At 69.2% G+C, this 22,673-nt stretch carries 20 protein-coding genes and 1 riboswitch; of the genes, 9 read left to right on the top strand and 11 right to left on the bottom strand.

Annotated elements, in window-relative coordinates; all coding sequences use genetic code 11:
• Both BST44_RS22420 and BST44_RS22415 read right to left on the bottom strand, forming a co-directional pair.
• The coding region (locus BST44_RS22420; protein WP_142274643.1) for an FHA domain-containing protein at positions 1-512 on the bottom strand (512 nt) is incomplete at its 3' end.
• Between the two features lie 78 nt (positions 513-590).
• Positions 591-1,808 carry an NADH:flavin oxidoreductase gene (locus BST44_RS22415; RefSeq protein ID WP_083179276.1) on the bottom strand — a complete coding sequence of 406 codons (1,218 nt, stop codon included), beginning with the start codon at positions 1,806-1,808 and terminating at the stop codon, positions 591-593.
• 206 nt (positions 1,809-2,014) lie between these two features.
• Between BST44_RS22415 and BST44_RS22410 the strand changes: the two genes are divergently transcribed.
• Positions 2,015-2,860, top strand: coding sequence for a bifunctional methylenetetrahydrofolate dehydrogenase/methenyltetrahydrofolate cyclohydrolase (locus BST44_RS22410; protein ID WP_083179275.1), 846 nt, complete (start codon positions 2,015-2,017; stop codon positions 2,858-2,860).
• Entirely contained in the window at positions 2,857-3,138 is a 282-nt protein-coding gene (locus BST44_RS22405; RefSeq protein ID WP_083179274.1) for a DUF3017 domain-containing protein, read from the top strand. Before BST44_RS22410 ends, BST44_RS22405 begins: the two co-directional genes overlap by 4 nt.
• Here BST44_RS22405 and BST44_RS22400 read toward each other — a convergent pair.
• On the bottom strand, positions 3,135-3,650 hold the full coding sequence (locus BST44_RS22400) for a DUF732 domain-containing protein (RefSeq protein ID WP_083179273.1): 516 nt from the start codon (positions 3,648-3,650) through the stop codon (positions 3,135-3,137). The genes BST44_RS22405 and BST44_RS22400 overlap by 4 nt on opposite strands.
• A 283-nt stretch (positions 3,651-3,933) precedes the next feature.
• Between BST44_RS22400 and BST44_RS22395 the strand changes: the two genes are divergently transcribed.
• A complete protein-coding gene (locus BST44_RS22395) occupies positions 3,934-5,364 on the top strand; it encodes an FAD-dependent oxidoreductase (protein WP_083179282.1) in 1,431 nt (476 codons plus the stop codon).
• A 90-nt stretch (positions 5,365-5,454) separates the two neighbouring features.
• The gene (locus tag BST44_RS22390; RefSeq protein ID WP_083179272.1) at positions 5,455-6,834 is read left to right on the top strand and encodes an HNH endonuclease signature motif containing protein; all 1,380 of its coding nucleotides are present in this window, start codon (positions 5,455-5,457) and stop codon (positions 6,832-6,834) included.
• 6 nt (positions 6,835-6,840) lie between these two features.
• On the opposite strand, the gene BST44_RS22385 is transcribed toward BST44_RS22390, so the two are convergent.
• From BST44_RS22385 to BST44_RS22375, 3 genes are read right to left on the bottom strand one after another with little or no spacing between them, the layout of a single operon-like run.
• A complete protein-coding gene (locus BST44_RS22385) occupies positions 6,841-7,575 on the bottom strand; it encodes a class I SAM-dependent methyltransferase (RefSeq protein WP_065444836.1) in 735 nt (244 codons plus the stop codon).
• Positions 7,572-8,732 (bottom strand): homoserine O-acetyltransferase MetX, encoded by a 1,161-nt coding sequence (metX, locus tag BST44_RS22380; protein WP_083179271.1) that lies wholly within the window; start codon positions 8,730-8,732, stop codon positions 7,572-7,574. The genes BST44_RS22385 and metX overlap by 4 nt, the downstream gene beginning before the upstream one ends.
• A gap of 11 nt (positions 8,733-8,743) precedes the next feature.
• Positions 8,744-10,144, bottom strand: a complete 1,401-nt coding sequence (locus BST44_RS22375; RefSeq protein WP_083179270.1) for a bifunctional o-acetylhomoserine/o-acetylserine sulfhydrylase — start codon at positions 10,142-10,144, stop codon at positions 8,744-8,746.
• A 190-nt stretch (positions 10,145-10,334) separates the two neighbouring features.
• Positions 10,335-10,451, bottom strand: a riboswitch (SAM riboswitch).
• Between the two features lie 147 nt (positions 10,452-10,598).
• Here BST44_RS22375 and BST44_RS22370 point away from each other — a divergent pair.
• Positions 10,599-12,839 (top strand): NADP-dependent isocitrate dehydrogenase, encoded by a 2,241-nt coding sequence (locus BST44_RS22370; protein ID WP_083179269.1) that lies wholly within the window; start codon positions 10,599-10,601, stop codon positions 12,837-12,839.
• Between the two features lie 48 nt (positions 12,840-12,887).
• The gene (locus BST44_RS22365) at positions 12,888-14,111 is read left to right on the top strand and encodes an NADP-dependent isocitrate dehydrogenase (protein WP_083179268.1); all 1,224 of its coding nucleotides are present in this window, start codon (positions 12,888-12,890) and stop codon (positions 14,109-14,111) included.
• Here BST44_RS22365 and ephH read toward each other — a convergent pair.
• The gene (gene ephH / locus BST44_RS22360; RefSeq protein ID WP_244184899.1) at positions 14,104-14,955 is read right to left on the bottom strand and encodes an epoxide hydrolase EphH; all 852 of its coding nucleotides are present in this window, start codon (positions 14,953-14,955) and stop codon (positions 14,104-14,106) included. The two genes, BST44_RS22365 and ephH, sit on opposite strands and share 8 nt — an antisense overlap.
• A gap of 148 nt (positions 14,956-15,103) precedes the next feature.
• On the opposite strand from ephH, the gene trpS reads away from it, so the two are divergent.
• Together trpS and yhjD are read left to right on the top strand one after the other, a co-directional pair.
• Complete coding sequence (gene trpS / locus BST44_RS22355; protein ID WP_083179266.1) at positions 15,104-16,123, top strand: tryptophan--tRNA ligase; 1,020 nt, start codon at positions 15,104-15,106, stop codon at positions 16,121-16,123.
• A 7-nt stretch (positions 16,124-16,130) separates the two neighbouring features.
• Complete coding sequence (gene yhjD / locus BST44_RS22350; protein ID WP_083179265.1) at positions 16,131-17,159, top strand: inner membrane protein YhjD; 1,029 nt, start codon at positions 16,131-16,133, stop codon at positions 17,157-17,159.
• Here the strand turns inward: yhjD and nagA are convergent.
• The 3 genes from nagA to dacB1 are packed head-to-tail and all read right to left on the bottom strand — an operon-like array spanning position 17,156 to position 20,852.
• A complete protein-coding gene (gene nagA, locus BST44_RS22345) occupies positions 17,156-18,277 on the bottom strand; it encodes an N-acetylglucosamine-6-phosphate deacetylase (protein WP_083179264.1) in 1,122 nt (373 codons plus the stop codon). The genes yhjD and nagA overlap by 4 nt on opposite strands.
• On the bottom strand, positions 18,271-19,614 hold the full coding sequence (locus BST44_RS22340) for a sugar porter family MFS transporter (protein ID WP_083179263.1): 1,344 nt from the start codon (positions 19,612-19,614) through the stop codon (positions 18,271-18,273). The genes nagA and BST44_RS22340 overlap by 7 nt, the downstream gene beginning before the upstream one ends.
• Positions 19,611-20,852: a D-alanyl-D-alanine carboxypeptidase DacB1 gene (gene dacB1, locus BST44_RS22335; RefSeq protein WP_083179262.1), complete on the bottom strand. Its 1,242-nt coding sequence runs from the start codon at positions 20,850-20,852 to the stop codon at positions 19,611-19,613. The genes BST44_RS22340 and dacB1 overlap by 4 nt, the downstream gene beginning before the upstream one ends.
• A gap of 227 nt (positions 20,853-21,079) precedes the next feature.
• On the opposite strand from dacB1, the gene BST44_RS22330 reads away from it, so the two are divergent.
• Positions 21,080-21,304, top strand: coding sequence for a hypothetical protein (locus BST44_RS22330; RefSeq protein ID WP_083179281.1), 225 nt, complete (start codon positions 21,080-21,082; stop codon positions 21,302-21,304).
• On the opposite strand, the gene BST44_RS22325 is transcribed toward BST44_RS22330, so the two are convergent.
• Entirely contained in the window at positions 21,301-22,647 is a 1,347-nt protein-coding gene (locus BST44_RS22325) for an aspartate aminotransferase family protein (protein WP_083179261.1), read from the bottom strand. The two genes, BST44_RS22330 and BST44_RS22325, sit on opposite strands and share 4 nt — an antisense overlap.
• Positions 22,648-22,673: the final 26 nt, after the last annotated feature.

Raw genomic sequence — 22,673 nt, 5'->3', positions numbered from 1 at the left:
GGACGGGGCCCGGGCGCGCCGGGGTGCGGCCGGCGCGGCGGCGACGCCCAGTTGGGCGGCCGGCCGGCCGGTCCCGGAGGCGGGCCGGGCGGGGCGGCGACGGGCGGGCCGCCCGGTGCGGCGGACCAGGCCGTCCCCCCCGGGTGAGCCGCCACCGGTATGCCCATCGATTCGGTCTGCGGTGGGCGCCCCGCCATGCCCTGGTGCCGGCCGACCTCGAAGATCAGCTGCGGCCCATCCGGATTCCCGATGTTCAGGCACTGGCCGTCGTGAATCTCCACCACCGGCACCCGCCGGCCGTTGACGAAAGTGCCGTTGAGCGAACCGTTGTCGATCGCGAGCCACCGGCCTTGGTCGAAGCGCAGCAGCAGATGAGCGCGCGAGATCAACGGGTGCGTGATACGCATGTCGGCGCGCAGGTCGCGCCCCACCACCACATCATGGCCGGCGGCGAACGTGCGTTCTGAGCCGTCGAAGCGAACCGTCAAGACGGGCGGGGCTGGTGCACTCATCGAACCAACTGTAACTCGTGGACCAAAGGCCAACCTGAGGCCCAAATGTGCGTTAGCGGGGCGATCACCGCCGGCGCGCTAACTTCGATTGCCCGCCAAAACATCCGGGGCGCCGGTGACCACGCAGCGCGTTCGCGTGTAGATGGTGGCCATGCACTTGTTGCAGTGGGTGCACGCCGAGCGCACGCTGTGCGCGGCTCCGTCGGCGGCGATCCGGTTGATCAGGTCCGGCTCGGCCAGCAGCGCCCGGCCCATCGCGACGAACTGGAAGCCCTCGGCCATCGCCAAGTCCATCGTGTCGCGGTTGGTGATGCCGCCGAGCAGGATCAGCGGCATGGTCAGCTCGGCGCGGAACAGCTTGGCGTGGCGCAACAGATAGGCCTCGCGGTAGGGGTACTCGCGCAGGAACTTCTTGCCCGTCATCCGCATGCCCCAACTCAGCGGCGGCTTGAACGCCGCGGCGAACTCCTTGAGCGGCGCGTCGCCGTGGAACAGATACATCGGGTTGACCAGCGAGCTGCCCGCGGTGAGTTCGATCGCGTCCAGGCCGCCGTCGTCCTGTAGCCACTTCGCGGTGGTGAGCGATTCCTCGGTGCTGATGCCGCCGCGCACGCCGTCGGACATGTTGAGCTTGGCGGTCACCGCGATCGGCGTGCCCTCCTTTTCCACCGCGCGGCGCACGGCCATTACCATGCCGCGCGCCACCTTCGCCCGGTTCTCAAGCGACCCGCCGAACTCGTCGTCGCGACGGTTGATCAGCGGGGACAGGAACGAGCTGGCCAAGTAGTTGTGGCCCAAGTGGATTTCGACCGCGTCAAAGCCGGCTTCGATGGCCAGGCGCGCCGCGTTGGCGTGCCCCTCGATGACGTCGTTGATGTCGTCGCGGGTCGCCTTCTTGGCGAAGCGCATCCCGATCGGGTTGAAGAACCGCACCGGCGCCAGCGCCCTGGCCTTGTTGGATTTGGCGTTGGCGACCGGGCCGGCGTGGCCGATCTGCGCGCTGACCGCCGCGCCCTCGGCGTGAATCGCGTCGGTCAGCCGGCGGAACCCCGGCACCGCCTCCGGGCGCATCCAGATCCCGTTGCCCTCGGTGCGGCCGCCGGGGGAGACGGCGCAGTAGGCAACCGTCGTCATGCCGACACCGCCCGCCGCGGGCAGCCGGTGGTATTCGATCAGGTCGTCGGTCACCAGGGTGTCGGGCGTGCGGGCCTCGAAGGTCGCCGATTTGATGGTGCGGTTGCGCAGCGTGATCGGGCCGAGCTTGGCCGGGCTGAACACGTCCGGAGGGGTAGGCATATCGGGAGCCTAATCGCGATCGCAAGCGCGGCGAAGCCGCCTTCCCGCTCCGCACCACATAACCAGTGGCCGGCTTCCCGCTCCGCGACACATAACCAGTGGGGACGACTCGCCGATGACGTTCGCACTGGATTATGTCTCGCGATGTGCCCGCGGGGTGGGCCGCCGTCGTCGCCAGACACGCCCGTCGTGCCAGACTGTCAGGCGTGGGCGCAATCACACTGGACGGCAAGGCCACCCGCGACGAGATCTTCGTCGACCTCAAGCAACGGGTCGCCGCGCTGACCGCGTCGGGCCGCACGCCCGGGCTGGGCACCATCCTGGTCGGCGACGACCCGGGGTCGCAGGCCTACGTCCGCGGCAAGCACGCGGACTGCGCCAAGGTCGGCATCACGTCGATTCGCCGCGACCTGCCCGCCGACATCGGCACCGCGACGCTGCAGGACACCATCGACGAGCTGAACGCCAACCCCGAATGCACCGGCTACATCGTGCAGTTGCCGCTGCCCAGGCATCTGGACGAGAACGCGGCGCTCGAGCGCGTCGACCCGAACAAGGACGCCGACGGGCTGCACCCGACGAACCTGGGCCGGCTGGTGCTCGGCGTTCCGGCGCCGCTGCCGTGCACCGCGCGTGGCATCGTGCACCTGCTGCGGCGCTACGACGTCGAGATCGCCGGGGCCCACGTGGTCATCATCGGCCGCGGTGTGACGGTCGGCCGCCCGCTGGGGCTGCTGCTGACCCGTCGTTCCGAGAACGCCACGGTGACGTTGTGCCACACCGGAACCCGCGATCTGGCCGCGCACACCAGGCAGGCGGACATCATCGTGGCTGCCGTCGGGGTGCCGCACATGCTGACCGCCGACATGGTGCGTCCCGGCGCCGCGGTCGTCGACGTGGGCGTCAGCCGGACCGACGACGGCCTGGTCGGCGACGTGCATCCCGACGTGTGGGAGGTGGCCGGGCATGTGTCGCCGAATCCGGGTGGTGTCGGTCCGTTGACCCGGGCGTTCCTGCTGAGCAACGTGGTCGAGCTGGCCGAGCGGGGATGAGCGCGCGGTCCGTCGTCAGGGCCCAGTGGCCGATCTTGCTGGTGGGCCTGACCTTCGCCACGGCGCTCGCGCTGGTCGGGGCCAACTTCTGGCGCCGCGGCTCGCTGCTGATCGGCATCGGCGTCGGCCTGGCGGCCGCACTGCGGCTGGTGCTGTCCGACGATCGATCGGGTCTTTTGGCGGTGCGCAGCAAGGGGATCGACTTCGTCACCACGGCCGCGGTCGCGACCGCGATGGTCTACATCGCGTGGACCATCGACCCGCTGGGCACCGGTTAGATACCCGGCACCGCGGGGATCTGCCCGGCCATGCCGGGGATCTGGCCGCCCACGCCGGGGATCTGGCCGGGGATTTGCCCGCCCATGCCGGGGATCTGCCCGGCCATTCCGGGCAGTTGCGGCACCGCGCCCGACAGGTTGCCACTGGCCAGGTTGGCCATCTGCTCCGGGCAGTAAGTCTGGATCGCGATGGTGGTGAACATGCGGGCCATCATGGGCGACATGCCCCGCCCGGAGACGCTGGACGCGGCCGCGGCGAAGTTGCCGCCCGGCTCTGCGAGCATCGGGCAGATGGACTGGCCCACCGACATCGCGTTTCCGGGTTCGCCGAAGTCGATGCCGGCGTGGTTGAGCGCGTCGATGAAGTTGTCGTCGGGGTTGTCTGCCCCGGCGGGCGCGGCCAGCGCAGATGCCGCGGTCAGCAGCCCGGCGGCCGCGGCCAGCAGACGAACGGTCAGCGGCTGGGTCCGAAACAGCCAGATCCAGCGGTGCGTTCGTCCCCATGCCTTCATGCGGCCTCCCCCTCGGTCGTGGAGTGCGCCGGAGGCACTCGAATCACGTTACGAACTCTGAGCTATCACTGTCACGTTTGCGACACGGAGGGATAAATGTTCGCACAATAAGCGTTTTGTGATTTCGTCGCGGCCGCGGCGTCGATTATTGGGCGGTCGCCCGCCGCGCGGATCGAAGCCACACTGTGACCTGACACGGGCGCCGTCGCCGGGTTTTTGCGTGAGAAATGTTTGAGAATCTCCGCACATGACGACGAATCGCAGCCGTCCGCTGGACCCCGCCCTGCCAAGGGGCATCTCGCGCCAGACATTCCTTCGGGGCGCCGTCGGGATGTTGGCCACCGGCGCAGTTTTGGGTACCGCGCGGGCGGCCGCGGACGCCGCCGCCGGCTGGGACGGGCTGGCGTCTTCCATCGGCGGCACCGTCGTGCTGCCGACCAACGCCACTCAATTCACCACCAGCAAAAAGGTTTTCAACTCGTTCTACGACAACTCCAGTCCCGCCGCGGTGGTGACGGTTTCGTCGCAGGCGGATGTGCAGAAGGTGGTCGCTTTCGCGGCGGCCAACAACCTCAAGGTCGCCCCGCGCGGTGGCGGTCATTCCTACGTCGGCGCCTCCAGTGCCAACGGCACCCTGGTGCTGGACCTGCGCGGGCTTCCCGGTGGCGCCAACTTCGACGGCAACACGGTCACCGTCACGCCGGCGACCACCCTGTATGCAATTCATCAGGCCCTGACCGGCGCCGGCCGGGCGATACCCAGCGGCACCTGCCCGACGGTCGGCGTCGCCGGACTCGCGCTGGGCGGCGGGATAGGACCCGACGCCCGGCACGCCGGCCTGACCTGTGACGCGTTGCAGTCGGCCACCGTGGTTCTGCCCAGCGGCGACGTGGTGACCGCCTCCGCGAACGACAACCCGGATCTGTTCTGGGCGCTCCGCGGCGGTGGCGGAGGCAATTTCGGCGTGACGACGTCGATGACGTTCTCCACCTTCGCCACGGCATCCAGCGATGTGGTGCGCCTGGACTTCCCGCCCGCGTCGGCCACGCAGGTGCTGGTCGGCTGGCAGTCTTGGCTGAGCGCCGCGGACCGAAACACCTGGGGCATCGTCGATCTCATGGTCGGCTCCGCGCCGAATTGTCATGTGCTGGCCACCTGCCCCGCAGGCTCGGGGTCGGGAGTGGCCGACGCGATCAAGTCGGCGGTCGGGGTGGCACCCAGTTCGGTATCGAACAAGACCATGAGCCGGTCGGATCTGGTGATGTTCCTGGCGGGCGGTAGCTCGACGCCACCGGCGCGCGCATTCGTGGCCGGCTCCGACGTCATCGGTCCGGTGGATTCGGCTGCGGCGCATGCCATTGCCACCGCGATCGGCCAGTGGCCGTCGGGCGCCGGACAGGCGTCGGTCCTGGTGGACCCGCTCGGTGGCGCTGTCGCCGACGTGGCAGCGGGCGACACCGCGTTCCCGTGGCGCAATCAGGCGGCCGTTCTGCAGTGGTACGTCGAACCCTCCAGCAGCCAGGTCAGCGCCGCGAACACCTGGCTGAGCTCCGCGCACCAAGCGGTGCAACAGATTTCGGTGGGCGGATACGTGAACTACCTGGAGGCCAACGGCGCTCCGGCGCGCTACTTCGGCTCGAACCTGTCGCGGCTGACGACCGTGCGGCAGAAGTACGACCCGAATCGGGTGATGTTCTCGGGGCTGAATTTCTAGCTGGGTTTTTTGCGAAACGTTTTGCGCGAGTGTGAATCTGTGGTGATTTCTGGGGGCGTTTTTGTCGGTGGGGGTGGCTAGTTTGGCGGTATGAGTCCCAGTGGTCATCCCGAGGTCGAGGCGGTGTTCGACGACCTTGATGCGGTCATGGCGCGTGCCCGCGCGTTGCCGGTGGACGCGATGACGGTTGGGCAGCAGCTGGCGATGCTGCAGCGTTCCGAGCAGGTCCGCCGCCAACTGCCGGCTATCGAGCATCCGGTGGTCAATTCCCTGGCCCGCCAGGCCACCCCCGAAGAGCTCGGCGGCACGCTGGCGCACGCGATCGCCGAGACCACGTTGATCAGCCGCGCCGAAGCCTCCCGGCGCGTGAAGGAGGCGGCTGATCTGGGTCCGCGGCGTGGGTTGACCGGTGAACCGCTGGAGCCGCTGCTGCCCGCGACCGCGGCCGCCCAACGCGCCGGCAGGCTGGGCACCGGGCAAGTGGCGGTGATCCGGCGGTTCTTTCACCGGCTGCCCGGCTGGGTGGACTGCGCCACCCGCCAAGCGGTCGAGGCTGACCTGGCCACGCACGGGACGCAGTATCGCCCCGAACAGCTGGCCGAGCTCGCCGAGCATATCGCCGACTGCCTCAACCCCGACGGCACCTACACCGACGACGACCGCGCCCGGCGCCGCGGGCTCACGCTGGGCAAGCAAGGCCCCGACGGCATGTCCGAACTACGCGGCACTGTCAGCCCCGAACTGCGCGCCACCATCGAGGCGGTGCTGGCGAAGTTGGCGGCGCCGGGTATGTGCAACCCGCTCGACGACACCCCCTGCGTCGACGGGGCACCCAGCCAAGAGGCGATCGACCGTGACGCCCGCTCGGCGCCACAGCGCAACCACGACGCGCTGCTGGCGGCCAACCGCGCCCTGCTGGCCTCGGGAAAACTGGGCCAACACAACGGCTTACCGGCCTCCATCATCGTCACCACCACCCTGGCCGAGCTCGAAGCCGCCGCCGGGCGTGGGCTGACCGGCGGCGGCACCATCCTGCCGATGAGCGACGTGATCCGCCTGAGCCGCCACGCGCGTCACTATCTGGCGATCTTCGACAAAGGCAAACCCTTGGCCCTGTACCACACCAAACGACTCGCCTCCCCCGGCCAGCGAATCGTGCTCTACGCGAAGGACAGGGGATGCTCGGCGCCGGGCTGCACCGTGCCCGGCTACTACTCCGAGGTCCACCACGTCACCGACTGGACCCAATGCCGGCGCACCGACATCGACAACCTCACCTTCGCCTGCGGACCCCATCACCGCCTGCTCACACCCGACGGCTGGACCACCCGGAAAAACACCCAACACGACACCGAATGGATCCCACCCCCGCGCTTGGATCGGGGCCAGCCCCGCACCAACACCTTCCACCACCCCGAGAAACTGCTCCGAAACGAGGACGACCGCGACGACAGCGACGACGAACCGTAGCGTTCGCTACTCGGCGAGCGCCGCCCGGATGCAGACGGTGACGTAGGGCAGCGCGAGGCCGGCGGAATTCGACAGCGCCGGATGGGTGGCCAGCAGTTCGCGCACCTGATCCAGCGTCCTGGTGCGGACCTCGGTCGGCGAGGTGATGCAGTAGCTGCGCGATGCGACCAGGTCGATCAGGGCTTGCGGCGTAAGGTAATTCGTCCACTCCACCTGGTGGCGCTCCGGCTCGGTGAACGACGCCGACAGGTCGACGTCGAAGCGGCCCCGGTCGCCGTCGGAGCCGATGATCTCGCCCAACTCCCGCACCCAGCCCAACCGCTCGTCGCGGGTGTTCCACACCAGGCCCAGCCGGCCGCCCGGGCGCAGCACCCGGGCCACCTCGGGAATGGCGCGCTCGGCATCCACCCAATGCCACGCCTGCGCGACCAGCACCACGTCGACGCTGTTGTCCGGCAGCGGGATCTCTTCCGCCGTGCCCAGCAGCGCCCGGGTTTCCGGCAGCGAGGTGCGCAACACCTCCAGCATGTCGGGAATCGGGTCGACGGCCACCACGTCCAGCCCGCGTTCCACCAGCCGGGTGGTCAGCTTGCCGGTCCCCGCGCCCAGGTCCAGCACCTGGCGCGCGCCGCGGGGCAACAGCCAGTCGATGGCCTCCGGCGGATAGGACGGACGGCCCCGTTCGTAGGCTGCCGCCGCCGAACCGAACGACAGGGAGCGGTCGTGGCGAGAGCGGGTCACCGCCGGCACGTGCCTTCTGCCGCGCCCGCTTTGGCGGCCAGATCCAACGTCTGGCGGATCAGGTTGCCGACCGCGTCGGTTTCCACCAGGAAGCCGTCATGCCCGCAGATGGACTCGACAACCTGCAGCCCGTCGCAGCCCGGCAGCAGCTCGGCGAGCTCCTGCTGCAGTCGGAGCGGGTAGAGCCGGTCGGAGGTGATGCCGCCGACCACCGCGGGCACCGGGCAACCGCTGAGGGCCCTGCCCACCCCGCCGCGGCCGCGGCCGACGTCGTGGCTGTTCAGCGCCTCGGTCAGGGTCACGTAGCTGCCCGCGTCGAAGCGGGCCAGCAGCTTGTCGCCCTGATGTTCCAGGTAGCTCTGCACCGCGTAGCGACCGCCTCCGAATGGGGGGCCCGGATCCTCGCCGCCCTGGGAATCGTTGCCGAACCGGGTGTCGAGCTCCTCCTCGCCGCGATAGGTCAGGTGGGCGAAGCGGCGGGCGAGGGTCAGGCCGGTGTCCGGTGTGCGGCCGGTGCCGTGGTAGTCGCCGCCCTGCCAGTTCGGGTCGGCCTTGATGGCCGCGATCTGCGTGGTCTGCGTGCCGATCTGGTCCGCGGTCGCGCGCGCACCGACCGCCAGCAGCAGCCCCGCCCGCACCCGGTCGGGGTGACCGATCATCCACTCCAAAGCCCTTGCGCCGCCCATCGATCCGCCGACCACCGCGGCCACCTCGTCGATGCCCAGAGCGGCCAGCGCGGCGATGTCGGCCTCCACCTGGTCGCGCACCGAGATCATCGGAAACCGTGAGCCCCAAGGCTTTCCGTCGCGGGCCAGCGAGCTGGGCCCGGTGGACCCCCGGCAACCGCCCAGCACGTTGGTGGCCACCGCGCACCAGCGGCCGGTGTCGATCGGCGCGCCCGGCCCGGCCACGCCGTCCCACCAGCCGGCGGTCGGGTGCCCGGGCCCGGCGGGCCCGGTGATGTGCGAGTCACCGGTCAGCGCGTGCAGCACCACCACCACGTTGTCGCGCGTCGGCGACAGCTCGCCCCAGCGCTGAACGGCGATGCAGACGTCGTCGATCACCGCGCCGCTCTCGGTGGTCAGCGAGCCGATGTGCACCAGCCCGATCTCGCCTTCGGCCGGCAGCGTCTGGGTGGGGACGTCGGAGATCGTCATCGCCGGGCTCCTCAGAACGCCGCCACTGCTTGCGGGTCGGCACCCGAGTTGTTCGCGTCCGCGCCGAATTTGCGCGCCGCGGCGAAGCCGAGCTCCAGATCGGCCAGGATGTCGTCGATGCCCTCGATCCCGACGGCCAGCCGCACCAGCCCGGGGCTGACGCCGGTGCTCAGTTGCTCGGCCGGGCTGAGCTGGGCGTGGGTGGTCGACGCGGGGTGGATCACCAGCGACCGCACGTCGCCGATGTTGGCGACGTGGCTGTGCAGCTTCAGCGCGTTGACGAACGCCTTGCCCGCCTCGACTCCGCCGGCCAGCTCGAACGACAGCACCGCGCCGGTCCCCTTGGGCGCCAGCTTCTTTGCCCGCTCGTGCCAGGGCGAGCTGGGCAGGCCCGCGTAGTTGACCGCGAGCACACCGTCATGGCCGGCCAGGTATTCGGCGACCCGTTGCGCGTTGGCGACGTGCCGCTCGATGCGCAGGCTCAGCGTCTCGATGCCCTGGGCGACCAGGAACGCGTTGAACGGCGAGGCGGCGGACCCGAGGTCGCGCAGCAGCTGGACGCGCGCCTTGAGCGCGTACGCCGGCGGGCCGAGCTCGGCGAACACCACGCCGTGGTAGCTCGGATCGGGCGTGGTGAACCCGGGGAAGCGGCCCTGCGTCCAGTCGAAGGTGCCGCCGTCGACGATGACGCCGGCGATCGCGGCCCCGTGCCCGCCCAGGTATTTGGTCGCCGAATGCACCACGATGTCCGCGCCGTGCTGCAGCGGCTGGATCAGGTACGGCGTGGCGATGGTGTTGTCGACGATCAGCGGTATCCCGTTGGCATGCGCGATCCCGGCCACGCCGGGGATGTCCAGCACGTCGATCTGCGGGTTGGAGATGGTCTCGCCGAAGAACGCCTTGGTGTTCGGCCGCACGGCGGCCTGCCAGGCGTCCAGGTCGTCGGGATCGTCGACGAAGCTGACCTCGATGCCCAGCTTGGCCAGCGAGTAGTGGAACAGGTTGTAGGTGCCGCCGTACAGGCGCGGGCTGGAGACGATGTGATCCCCGGCACAGGCGAGGTTCAATATGGCGAACGTCTCAGCGGCCTGTCCCGAGCTGAGGAACAGCGCGGCCACACCGCCCTCGAGCGCGGCGATGCGCTGCTCGACGACGTCGGTGGTCGGGTTGCCGATCCGGGTGTAAATGTTGCCCGGCACCTCGAGCCCGAACAGGGCCGCGGCGTGGGAGGTGTCGTCGAAGGTGTACGACGTGGTCTGGTAGATCGGCAGGGCGCGGGCGTGGGTGGCCCGGTCCGGTTGCTGGCCGGCGTGCACCTGCTTGGTCTCGAACGACCAGCGCGCGGCCGGATCGGTGTCGTCGCTGGTGGCGTCGGTGCTGGTGGTGCTGGTGGTGGTGTTGTCGGGGCTCACGTGGGTGTGCTTTCTGCTTCGGGGTGGGCGAATCGGGTATCGGGGTTGCTGGCGGGTTAGCCGCGGGTTAGCAACGACACGCGATTCGACACATGAGCCGATCCGAAGGAGCCGAACAAGAAAGGGCCGAAGAAAGAGCCGAAGGTGTGCACATGACGTCTTCCCCTCTAGTCAGGGGTCCGTTATGGCGGACCCGCGCTTGCCGCGCAGCCTGTGGCTACTAGACCTGGTCATCACCCGGGGCACCCCACCGCGGTTGGAGGGTTGCCGGCCAGCAAGCCGGGGCTTGATGCTGGCGCTCATGACCAATACGAAGATTAGCTTACTGTGCCGACTCCGTGCCAATGGCAGGTCGACACCTGCCCAAACGCCCTTGATAACGTGGCAGGAAGAACGCTGAGCCCCCCAGATATCTGACCGATATTCGAAGATTTTCCACGCCGGGAGAGGGACCGTGAGCGCCGAACAGCCGACCGTCATCTACACGCTGACCGACGAGGCGCCGTTGCTGGCGACCTACGCGTTTCTCCCGATCGTGCGCGCCTTCGCCGAGCCGGCGGGCATCGAGATCAAGACCAGCGACATCTCGGTCGCCGCCCGCGTCCTCGCCGAGTTCTCCGACTACCTGACCGAGGAGCAGCGGGTTCCCGACAACCTGGCTGAGCTGGGCCGGCTGACCAAGCTGCCCGACACCAACATCATCAAGCTGCCCAACATCAGCGCCTCGGTGCCCCAGCTGATCGCCGCCGTCAAGGAGCTGCAGGGCAAGGGATTCAAGATCCCGGACTTCCCGCAGAGCCCGAAGACCGACGAGGAGAAGGAAATCCGCGCCCGCTACGGCAAATGCCTGGGCAGCGCGGTCAATCCGGTGCTGCGCCAAGGCAACTCGGACCGGCGCGCGCCCAAGGCCGTCAAGGAGTACGCGCGCAGGCACCCGCACAGCATGGGGGAGTGGTCGCCGGCCTCGCGCACCCACGTCGCGACCATGCGGCACGGCGACTTCTACCACGGCGAGAAGTCGATGACGCTGGACCGTGCCCGCAACGTGAAGATGGTGCTCAAGACCCGGGGCGGCGAGACCCTCGAGCTCAAGCCCAAGGTCGAGCTGCGCGACGGCGACGTCATCGATTCCATGTTCATGAGCAAGAAGGCCCTGGTCGAGTTCTACGAGGAACAGATGCAGGACGCCTACGAGACCGGCGTGATGTTCTCCCTGCACGTCAAGGCCACCATGATGAAGGTCTCGCACCCGATCGTCTTCGGCCACGCCGTGAAGGTCTTCTACAAGGACGCCTTCGCCAAGCACCAGGAGCTCTTCGACGAACTCGGTGTCGACGTCAACAACGGGCTGGTCGACCTCTACAGCAAGATCGAGTCGCTGCCGGCGTCGCTGCACGAGGAGATCATCCGCGACCTGCACGCCTGCCACGAGCACCGCCCCGAGCTGGCGATGGTCGATTCGGCCAAGGGCATCACCAACTTTCATTCGCCCAGCGACGTGATCGTGGACGCGTCGATGCCGGCGATGATCCGCGCGGGCGGCAAGATGTGGGGCGCCGACGGGCGGCAGAAGGACACCAAGGCCGTCAACCCCGAGTCGACGTTCTCGCGCATCTACCAAGAGATCATCAACTTCTGCAAAACCCACGGGCAGTTCGACCCGACGACGATGGGCACCGTGCCCAACGTCGGCCTGATGGCGCAGCAGGCCGAGGAGTACGGCTCGCACGACAAGACGTTCGAGATCCCCGAAGACGGTGTCGCCGACATCGTCGACCTCGACAGCGGGGAAGTGTTGCTCACTCAGAACGTCGAGGAGGGCGACATCTGGCGGATGCCGATCGTCACCGACGAAGCGATCCGGGACTGGGTCAAGCTGGCGGTCACCCGGGCGCGCAACTCCGGCATGACGGTGGTGTTCTGGCTGGACACGGAACGGCCGCACGAGGTGGAGCTACGCAAAAAAGTCAAGGCGTACCTCAAGGAGCACGACACCGAGGGCCTGGACATCAACATCATGCCGCAGGTGTGGGCCATGCGGTACACGCTGGAGCGCGCGATGCGCGGGCAGGACACCATCGCCGCGACCGGAAACATCCTGCGCGACTACCTCACCGACCTGTTCCCGATCCTCGAACTGGGCACCAGCGCCAAGATGCTGTCCATCGTGCCGCTGATGGCCGGCGGCGGGATGTACGAGACGGGAGCGGGCGGTTCTGCGCCCAAGCACGTCCACCAACTCCTCGAGGAGAATCACCTGCGCTGGGATTCGCTCGGCGAATTCCTGGCCCTGGGAGCGTGTTTCGAAGACATTGGTATCAAGACCGACAACGAGCGCGCCAAGATCCTCGGCAAGACGCTCGACGCCGCCATCGGCAAGCTGCTGGAGAACAACAAAAGCCCCTCGCGCAAGGCCGGCGAACTCGACAACCGCGGCAGCCAGTTCTACCTGGCGCTGTACTGGGCGGAAGAACTCGCCGGGCAATCCGACGACGAGGAGCTGCGCAAGCACTTCGCCGCGCTGGCGGACTCGTTGCGCGAGAACGAGGACACCATCGTGGCCGAGCTCGCCGAGGCGCAGGGCGAGACGGTCGACATCGGTGGCTACTATCAGCCGGACAGCGAGAAGACGACGGCGATCATGCGGCCGAGCAAGACCTTCAATGAAGCGCTAGCCGCTTCGCAAGGCTCGTAAGGCCCGGGGCCGCGGGCCCAGGGCCGCGAAGAGAAAGCCGAGCTCGGTATGTCCAACAAGATCAAGGTCAAAGGGCCCGTAGTCGAGCTCGACGGTGACGAGATGACCCGCGTCATCTGGAAGTTCATCAAGGACATGCTGATCCTGCCGCACCTCGACATCAACCTGGACTACTACGATCTCGGCATCGAGAACCGTGACCGCACCAACGACCAGGTGACGATCGACGCCGCGTATGCCATCAAGAGGCACGGCGTGGGCGTCAAGTGCGCCACCATCACCCCCGACGAGGCGCGCGTCCACGAATTCAACCTGAAGAAGATGTGGCTATCGCCCAACGGCACCATCCGGAACATTCTGGGCGGCACCATCTTTCGTGAGCCGATCGTGATCTCCAACGTGCCGCGGCTGGTGCCGGGCTGGACCAAGCCGATCGTCATCGGCCGGCACGCGTTCGGCGACCAGTACCGGGCCACCAACTTCAAGGTGGACAAGCCGGGCACCGTCAGCATCACGTTCACGCCCGCCGACGGCAGCGAGCCGATGGTGCACGAGGTGGTGTCCATTCCCGACGACGGCGGCGTCGTGATGGGGATGTACAACTTCAAGGAATCCGTCCGGGACTTCGCGCGCGCCTCGCTGGCCTACGGCCTCAACGCCAAGTGGCCGGTGTACCTGTCCACCAAGAACACCATCCTCAAGGCCTACGACGGCATGTTCAAAGACGAGTTCCAGCGCATCTACGACGAGGAGTTCAAGGACCAGTTCGAGGCCGAGGGGCTGACCTACGAGCACCGGCTGATCGACGACATGGTGGCCGCCTGCCTCAAGTGGGAGGGCGGCTACGTGTGGGCCTGCAAGAACTACGACGGGGACGTCCAGTCCGACCTCGTCGCGCAGGGCTACGGCTCGCTGGGGCTGATGACGTCGGTGCTGATGACCGCCGACGGCAAGACGGTGGAGGCCGAGGCCGCGCACGGCACCGTCACCCGGCACTTCCGGCAGTACCAGGCCGGCAAGCCGACCTCGACGAACCCGATCGCGTCGATCTTCGCCTGGACGCGGGGGCTGCAGCATCGCGGGAAACTGGACGACACCCCCGAGGTGATCGAGTTCGCGCAGACGCTGGAGGACGTGGTCGTCGCGACCGTCGAGAGCGGCAAGATGACCAAGGACCTCGCCATCCTCATCGGCCCCGACCAGGAATGGCAGCAGAGCGAGGAGTTCCTCAACTCGATCGCCGAGAACCTGGAAAAGAAGCTGGCTAACTAGCCGAGGGGTTGGCGCCCCGGCTCGTCGAGGTGCACTCCTCGAGGAACTCGGTGATCAGTTCGGTGACGCGCTCGGGCGCCTCGAACATCGGGATGTGACCCACGCCGTCGAGCTTGGTGACCTGGTGGTCGTCGGGCAGGTGGGTGGTGAAGTGCCGGCTGAACCGGGGCGCGGGCACGATCCGGTCCTTTTCGCAGATGACCAGGTGCGCCGGGACGGCGTTGTCGGCCAGCTCCCGCAGGCCGTGCAGCAGCAGCGACTTGACCAGCAGCTGGAAGTAGGCGGGGCAGTGGGCGACGTCGTCGATGCAGCCGAGCAGCTGCTCTTCGGTGACCCCGTCGGGCGTCGCGCTGATCGCGTAGGTGGCGAGCCGGCGGCTGAACGGAAGCCGCATCACCTTCGGCCCGAACAGCCAGGCCAGCACCAGCAGCGGGATGCCCAGGACGAACTTGGCGATCACCTCGAACTTGGCCGGGCTCCAGCGCGTCCACCCGCCGGCCGGGGCGATGCCCATCACGCTGCGCGCCCGGCCGCGCCGCTCGAGTTCGAACGCGACCCAGCCGCCCAGCGAGTTGCCGACGATGTGGGCGGTGTCCCAGCCCAGCTCGTCCATCTGCCGTTCCACGTGGTCGGCCAGCACGGCCGAGGACAAAAACCAGGTCCCGGCCGGCGGCCCGCCGTTGTGCCCGGCCATCGTCGGCGCGAAGACCTCGTACCGCCCGGTGTCGGCCAGCCGCTGGGCGACGTCCGCCCACACCGCCTGGGACAGCAGGAACGGGTGCAGCAGCAGCACCGGTTCGCCGGAACCGAGATGGATCGGTGGACGTGTCCCCAAGCTCCCCATGGTCCCGACATTAAATGCGGTACCGCCGGTACCGCAAGGCGGGCCCGGCGCGAGGGCGGGGGCGCCGGTCGCTCGCGAGTGTGAAGCTGGCCGCACACTCAGCGGCCGCGGCCCCGCGGAAAGGCCCGCGTGAAAAGATCGATGCATCATGAGCACCGCTACCGGATCCCGCCGGATCTTCTCCGGCGTGCAGCCCACCTCCGATTCGCTCCACCTGGGGAACGCCCTGGGCGCCATCACCCAGTGGGTCGCGCTGCAGGACGACCACGAGCCGTTCTTCTGCGTGGTCGACCTGCACGCCATCACCATCCCGCAGGATCCCGCGGCGCTGCGGCGCCGGACGCTGGTCACGGCCGCGCAGTACCTGGCGCTGGGCATCGACCCCGCCCGCAGCACCGTCTTCGTGCAGAGCCACGTGCCCGCCCACTCCCAGCTGGCCTGGGTCCTGGGCTGCTTCACCGGCTTCGGGCAGGCCTCGCGGATGACGCAGTTCAAAGACAAGTCGGCCCGCCAGGGCGGGGACTCGACCACCGTGGGGCTGTTCACCTATCCGGTGTTGCAGGCCGCCGACGTCCTGGCCTACGACGCCGAACTGGTGCCGGTGGGCGAGGACCAGCGCCAGCATCTCGAGCTGGCGCGCGACGTGGCGCAGCGGTTCAACAGCCGGTTCCCCGGCACCTTCGTGGTTCCCGACCTGCTGATCCCCAAGGCCACCGCCAAGATCTACGACCTGGCGGATCCGACCTCGAAGATGAGCAAGTCGGCGGCCACCGATGCCGGCTTGATCAATCTGCTCGACGACCCCGCCGCGTCCGCCAAGAAGATTCGCTCGGCGGTCACCGACAGCGAGCGGGAGATCCGTTTCGACATCGACGCCAAGCCGGGCGTGTCCAATCTGCTGACCATCCAGTCGGCGGTCACCGGCGTGGGCATCGACAAGCTCGTCGAGGGCTACGCCGGACGGGGTTACGGCGACCTGAAGAAGGAGACCGCCGAGGCGGTCGTCGAGTTCGTCGGGCCGATCAAGGCCCGCGTCGACGAGTTCCTCGCCGACCCAGCCGAATTGGAGGGGGTGCTCGCCGCGGGGGCGCGGCGGGCCGAGGACATCGCCGGCGAAACCGTCCGGCGGGTCTACGATCGGCTCGGGTTCCTTCCGCAGCGAGGATGAGTTTCACATGAGCGAGCCGGCCAACGCGGGCCTCCTCGATCGGCTGCGGGCCCGGTACGGCTGGTTGGACCACGTCCTGCGCGCCTACCAGCGCTTCGACGGCCGCAACGGCGGGTTCTTCGCGGCCGGTCTCACCTACTACACGATCTTCGCGTTATTCCCGTTGCTGATGGTCGGTTTCGCGGCCTTCGGGTTCGTCCTGTCGCGGCGGCCGGAGCTGCTCAAGACGATCGACGACCACATCCGGTCCCAGGTGACCGGCGCGCTGGGCGATCAGCTGCTGGACCTGATGAACTCGGCGATCAACGCGCGGGCGTCGGTCGGTGTCATCGGCCTGGCGACGGCGGTGTGGGCGGGCCTGGGCTGGATATCGCACCTGCGCCAGGCGTTGACGGAGATGTGGTGGGAGGAGCGCATCGAGTCGCCGGGCTTCGTGCGCAACAAGCTCTCCGACCTGGTGGCCATGCTGGGGACGTTCGCGGTGACCATGGCCACCGTCGGCCTGACCACCGTCGGCCACGACGCACCCCTGGGCGCGCTACTGAAATGGCTTGGCATACCGCAGTTTGCGGTGCTGGACTGGTTCTTCTGGCTGCTGTCGATCGTGATCTCGACGGCGGTGTCGTGGTTGCTGTTCGCTTGGATGATCGCCCGGCTGCCGCGGGAGAAGGTGAGCCTGGCCGACTCGATGCGGGGCGCGCTCATCGCGGCGGTCGGGTTCGAGGCTTTCAAGCAGGCGGGATCCCTGTATCTGCGCGCGGTGCTGCGCAGCCCGGCGGGCGCCACCTTCGGCCCGGTGCTGGGCCTGATGGTGTTCGCCTACATCACCTCCTATCTCGTGCTGTTCTGCACGGCGTGGGCCGCGACGGCGTCCGATCACCCGCGCTCCCGCCACGTCGCCCCGCCGCCGCCGGCGATCATCGCCCCGCGCGTACAACCCGACGAGGGGATCAGCGCGCGGCAGACGCTGACCGCGATGGCGATGGGAGCCGTTGGGGCGCTGGCCCTTTCCCGCGTCACCCGGCGGCTGCGCTAGCCGCCCACCCGCCAGCGGCCGGCCGCCATCACGGCGGCCACCCGCAGATCGCGATCCAGCACGACCAGATCGGCGTCGTAGCCGGCGTTCAGGCTGCCCACCCGATCGAGGCCGACGGCGCGCGCCGGCGTCGCCGACGTCGTCTGCACCGCGGCGGCCAGTCCCGCGTCGGCGGCCACGTTGCGAAAGAGGCGGTCCATGGTGGCGGTGCTGCCCGCGATCGTCGACGTGCCGCGCACGCGCGCGACACCGGCCTCCACGTCGATCGGCACCGCGCCGAGCCGGAACGACCCGTCGTCGCAGCCGGCCGCGGCGATCGCGTCGGTGACCACGGCGACCCGGCCGGGACCGGCCGCCCCGACCACCGCGCGCGCGACGGCCGGGTGCATGTGCACGCCGTCGGCGATCAGCTCGACGGTGACCCCTTGGTGGCGCAGCAGGGCGAGCGCCGGGCCGGGCTCGCGATGGTGCAGCGGCGGCATCGCGTTGAACAGGTGGGTGCCGACGGTGGCGCCCAGCGCGATCGCGTGCTCGGCCTGCTCGTAGGTGGCGTCCGTATGCCCCACGGCCACAACGACCCCGGCGTCGAGCAGGCGCCGGATCGCCGCGTCGGCCCCGGGTAGCTCGGGCGCCAGGGTGACCATCCGGACCGCGCCGTCGGCGGCGTCGAGCACGGCGTCGATCTCGGCCGGGTCCGGGTCGCGCATCCGGGCGGGGTCGTGCGCACCGCAGCGGGCCCGGCTCAGCCACGGCCCCTCCAGGTGGATACCGGCGACGGTGCCGCGCCGGACGGCCTCGGCGAGCGCGCGCACCCCGGCGAGCAACTCCGCGGGCGAGGCCGTCACCAGGCTGGCGAGCGTCGTCGTGGTGCCGTGCCGCAGGTGGAAATCCGCGGCCCCGGCGATGCCGTCGGGGTCGGTGTAGGACGCGCCGCCTCCGCCGTGCACGTGCATGTCGACGAAGCCGGGCACGACCGTGCCGTCGGGGAATTCGGCGTCGGCCGCGCGGGGCGGCGCACCCGCCCCGCAGGCCGCGATCCGCCCGCCTTCCGTCTGCAGCCAGCCCGGCCGGTGCACCCGACCGTCGAGCACCGCGGTGCCCGCGGCGATCACTACCATCGGCCGCCGTTCTCCCAGAAGTGCCGGATCTCTTCCAGCTGGCGGCCCTTGGTCTCGGGCGCGTACCGGTAGACGACGACGAAGGCGAGAACGGCCAGCGACGCGAACAGCGCGAAAGTGCCTGCGCCACCGAGGGAATGCAACAGGGTGAGGAACACGGCGGCGATGATCGCGTTGGCCACCAGGTTCGAGGTGAGCATCGTGCTCGACCCGATGGACCGCAGCCGCGACGGGAAGCTCTCGCTGGCGTACACCCAGCCCAACGAGCCGAACCCCATGGTGTAACCGAAGATGAACAGCACGATGCCGGCGAAGCCGAAAACCGCGCCGCCGAGGCCGCCCCCGAACACGGCTATCAGCACGACGTCGGCGGCGATCATCATGGCGATGCCGGACAACAGGGTCGGGCGCCGGCCCACCCGGTCGACGAGCAGCAGCGCGGCGCCCACGGCCCCCAGCCCGGCGAACTGAACCAGCGCCGGCAGCGCCAGCAGCGCGAAATTGCCGGTGAACCCCATGGTCGCGAAAATCCTTGGGCTGTAATAGATGATCGCGTTGATGCCGGTGATCTGGAGCAGAAACCCGAGCGTGATCACGAAGGCGGTGGCCCGCGAATACGGGCGTCGCAGCATCTCCGACCAGCCGCCGCGCCCCTCGCCCAGCGCGCGGCCGATCTCGGCGAGCTCCTCGTCCACCCGGGCGCCGGGCTCCACGCGCAGCAGCGCCGAGCGGGCGTCGTCGAGCCGGCCCTTGAGCACATACCACCGCGCCGTGTCGGGCGCCCGAATCAGCAACGGCAGCAACAGCATCGCCGGCACGGCGGCCAGGCCCAGCATCCAGCGCCAGCCGTGGATGCCGGCCAGCAGGTATCCGGTCAGGTAGCCGGCGATGAGCCCGCTGACGATGGCCAGCTGATAGGCGGTCAGCAGCGAGCCGCGGACCGCCGTGGGGGCCGACTCCGCGATATACACCGGCACCACCACCACCGCCACGCCGATCGTCAGGCCCAGCAGCAGCCGCGCCGCCAGCAGCATCGGCAGGGAGGCCGAGAGCGCGCCCAGCAGCGCGAACGCGGCGTAGGCGACCAGCAGCAGCACCACCGACTTTTTGCGGCCGATCGCGTTGGCCAGCATTCCCGCGCCGAGCGCGCCGGCGATCTGGCCGATCACCGCCATCGTGGTGAGCAGTTCCTGCTGCCGGGTGGACAGCCCGAAGTCCTCGGTGACGTACAGCTGCGCCCCGGCGATGATGGACAGGTCGTAGCCGTAGACGAGGCCGACGCTGGCGGCGGTCAACCCGACCAGCAGCCCGCGCGACCGGGCGGGCCGCGATCTCACCGGTGCTGCGGTCGGCGGTTCATCGAGCGTGCGACCATGATCAAACTAAACACGATGACGGTCCCGATGACGGCGACACCCACCCGGATCGGCAGCGCGTCCGCCGACGGGATGAGCCCGGCGGCCTGCGCGCCGTTGGCTTGCCGGTCGGCGGCGCTGTCCCGCTTGGCGGGCGCCAGCGACGGGTCCGGTTCGATCAGGCTGCCGACCTGGGTGCCCTGCGGCGTGCTGAACCCGTAGTCCAACAGGTGCGCCGCCTGCTCCCACGGGGCGATCGGCTGCCGCGTCCCGTGCAGCAGCACCGCCATCAGGCGTCGCCCGTTGCGGTTGGCCGCTCCGACGAAGGTCTGGCCGGCGTCGTCGGTGTAACCGGTCTTGCCGCCCAGGGCGCCGGGGTACTTGTAGAGCAGCTGGTTGTCGTTCTCCAGTTCGTAGCCGGGATGGTCGCCGTGGCCGGGGAAGTCGAACGTCCGGGTGGCGACGATGTCCGCGAAAGTCGGGTTCTGCCAGGCGTATCGGTAGAACAGGCCGATGTCGTAGGCCGACGTGCTCATGCCCGGCCCGTCCAGCCCGGACGGCGTCGCCGCCCGGGTGTCCTTGCCGCCGAGCTTGGCGGCCAGCACGTTGATCTTCTCCACCGCCTGCTGCATGCCGCCGAGCTGCATGGCCAGCGCGTGCGCGGCGTCGTTGCCGGAGTGCATGAGCAGGCCGTGCAGCAGCTGGTTGACCGTGAACACGCCGCCCTCTTCGACGCCGACCTTGGTGCCCTCGGCGGCCGCGTCGTCGGCGGTTCCGGGCACGGCCTTGTTCAGGTTGAGCGCGTTGATCGACGCCATGGCGACGAGCACCTTGATGATGCTTGCTGGGCGGTGCCGGCCGTGCGGGTCCTTGGCCGCCACCACCGCGCCGCTGTCCAGGTCGGCCACCAACCACGCGTCGGCGGAGACGTCGGTGGGCAGCGGCGGCGTGTCGGGGGCGGCGACGATGCCGCAGCTGCCGAGCGCGTCGCCGCCGACCGGCTTGGGCGGCACCGCCAGCGGGATCGGCGGGTCCCCCGCCTGGGGAACCTCCGAGGAATCCACCGCGGGCGGGGTGTTCACCTTGAACGGGCAGTTCGCGGGGGCGGCGTTGGGTTCGGCGCCGGGTTCCGCGCGGGCCGGGGGGGCGGCGAGCGGCATCGGGGCCACGGCCAGGAAAGCGGCCGCTGCCAGGCACGATGCGGAGCGTAGGAAGTTCATTGCTTGTGCAGACTAGGCGATCGCGGGCCGGATCCGGGGGAGCCGCGCTGTGACTGGTGAGACGGAAGTTGCGAGTCGGCTCGCCCGGCGGGAACGCGGTCGAGCCACTACGCTGGGCATGCCGTCAGCGTGACAGCGACGCACCTCACCCGCCGAACACCAAAGGGTCTGCCATTCACCACGATCGTTTCTGGTCCCGACGGCGGCGTCGCGACGCCCCCCGGTCGCTGCACCGGCTGCTGAAGGAAGTCGAGAAGGCGACGCAGGTACGGCGCTCCGGGCTCGAGGGCGTGCTGACCGAACTGCGCGAGCATCGTGACGCCGCGTCCGACGCCCGCCGGCGGGAGGCGCTCACCTGGCTGTGCAACGCGGTTTCGCGGATGGCCGACAACCCGACGGCGGCGCATTCCCGGGAGGTGCTGATCGCGGCCGACGCGGTGAAGCGCGCCTAAACCCGTCGAGACGCTTCGCCGAGCACGTCGCGCAAAACCGATTCGATGGTGTCGAACTCGGCCTGACCGCTGATCAGCGGCGGCGCCACCTGGACCACCGGGTCGCCGCGGTCGTCGGCGCGGCAATACAGGCCCGCCTCGAAGAGCGCCGGCGACAGGTAGCCGTGCAGCAGCCGTTCGCATTCTTCACCGCTGAAGGTCTCCTTGGTCGCCTTGTCCTTGACCAGCTCGATGCCGTAGAAGTAGCCCTCGCCGCGGACGTCGCCGACGATGGGCAGGTCGTACAGCTTCTCCAGGGTGGCGCGGAAGGCCGGCGCGTGTTGCCGCACACGGTCGTTGAGGCCCTCGCGCTCGAAGATGTCGAGGTTGGCCAGCCCCACGGCCGTCGAAACCGGGTGTCCGCCAAAGGTATAGCCGTGTGGAAAGACGGTGGCACCGTCGTTGAACGGCTCGAACAACCGCTCGCTGGCGATCATCGCGCCGAGCGGCGAGTACCCCGACGTCAATCCCTTGGCGCAGGTGATCATGTCGGGCACGTAGCCGAAGTCTCCGAGGTCCGATGAGCAGGCGAACATCGACCCGATGCGGCCGAACGCGCAGATGACCTCGTCGGAGACCAGCAGCACGTCGTACTCATCGCAGATCCGGCGCACCCGCTCGAAATAGCCCGGGGGAGGCGGGATTGCGCCGCCCGCGTTCTGCACCGGCTCCAAAAACAGCGCGGCGACGGTCTCGGGACCCTCGAACTCGATCGCCTCGGCGATGCGGTCGGCGGCCCACTGGCCGAACGCCTTCGGGTCGTCCCCGAACGGGTCGGGCGCGCGGTAGAAGTTCGTGTTGGGCACCCGGAATCCACCCGGTGTCACCGGTTCGAACGGCGCCTTGTACGACGGGAGGCCGGTGATCGCCAGGGCGCCCTGGGTGGTGCCGTGATAGGCGATCGAGCGCGAAATCACCTTGTGCTTACCGGGTTTGCCGGTCAGCTTGAAGTACTGCTTGGCCAGCTTCCACGCGGTCTCGACGGCCTCGGTCCCGCCGGTGGTGAAGAACACCCGGTTCAGGTCGCCCGGCGCGTGGCCCGCGAGGCGCTCGGCGAGCTCGACCGCGCTCGGGTGGGCATACCCCCACAACGGGAAGTACGCCAGTGTGCTCGCCTGCCGGGCGGCGACCTCGGCGAGTTCGGTGCGGCCGTGGCCGACCTGGACCGTGAACAGCCCCGACAGCGCGTCGAGGTAGCTCTTGCCGCGGTCGTCGAAAATGGTGACGCCGTCGCCGCGGACGATGATCGGCGGCGTGATGCCGGCGCCGTGCCGGGCGAAGTGCAGCCACAGGTTTTGCGTCATCCTGGGCCTGAGCGTAGCGCGCTAGG

This window comes from Mycobacterium scrofulaceum (assembly GCF_002086735.1).
Lineage (GTDB): Bacteria > Actinomycetota > Actinomycetes > Mycobacteriales > Mycobacteriaceae > Mycobacterium > Mycobacterium scrofulaceum.
The sequence above is the reverse complement of the archived record's forward strand: the minus strand, read 5'-3'. Positions and strand labels throughout refer to the sequence as shown.

Coding starts and splice junctions, on each gene's coding strand:
- ephH (WP_244184899.1), bottom strand. CDS start 14,955: ATGGGGAGCTTGGGGACACGTCCACCGATCCATCTCGGTTCCGGCGAA.
- BST44_RS22365 (WP_083179268.1), top strand. CDS start 12,888: ATGTCCAACAAGATCAAGGTCAAAGGGCCCGTAGTCGAGCTCGACGGT.
- BST44_RS22405 (WP_083179274.1), top strand. CDS start 2,857: ATGAGCGCGCGGTCCGTCGTCAGGGCCCAGTGGCCGATCTTGCTGGTG.
- BST44_RS22415 (WP_083179276.1), bottom strand. CDS start 1,808: ATGCCTACCCCTCCGGACGTGTTCAGCCCGGCCAAGCTCGGCCCGATC.
- metX (WP_083179271.1), bottom strand. CDS start 8,732: ATGACGATCTCCGACGTCCCCACCCAGACGCTGCCGGCCGAAGGCGAG.
- yhjD (WP_083179265.1), top strand. CDS start 16,131: ATGAGCGAGCCGGCCAACGCGGGCCTCCTCGATCGGCTGCGGGCCCGG.
- trpS (WP_083179266.1), top strand. CDS start 15,104: ATGAGCACCGCTACCGGATCCCGCCGGATCTTCTCCGGCGTGCAGCCC.
- BST44_RS22400 (WP_083179273.1), bottom strand. CDS start 3,650: ATGAAGGCATGGGGACGAACGCACCGCTGGATCTGGCTGTTTCGGACC.
- nagA (WP_083179264.1), bottom strand. CDS start 18,277: ATGGTAGTGATCGCCGCGGGCACCGCGGTGCTCGACGGTCGGGTGCAC.
- dacB1 (WP_083179262.1), bottom strand. CDS start 20,852: ATGAACTTCCTACGCTCCGCATCGTGCCTGGCAGCGGCCGCTTTCCTG.
- BST44_RS22325 (WP_083179261.1), bottom strand. CDS start 22,647: ATGACGCAAAACCTGTGGCTGCACTTCGCCCGGCACGGCGCCGGCATC.
- BST44_RS22390 (WP_083179272.1), top strand. CDS start 5,455: ATGAGTCCCAGTGGTCATCCCGAGGTCGAGGCGGTGTTCGACGACCTT.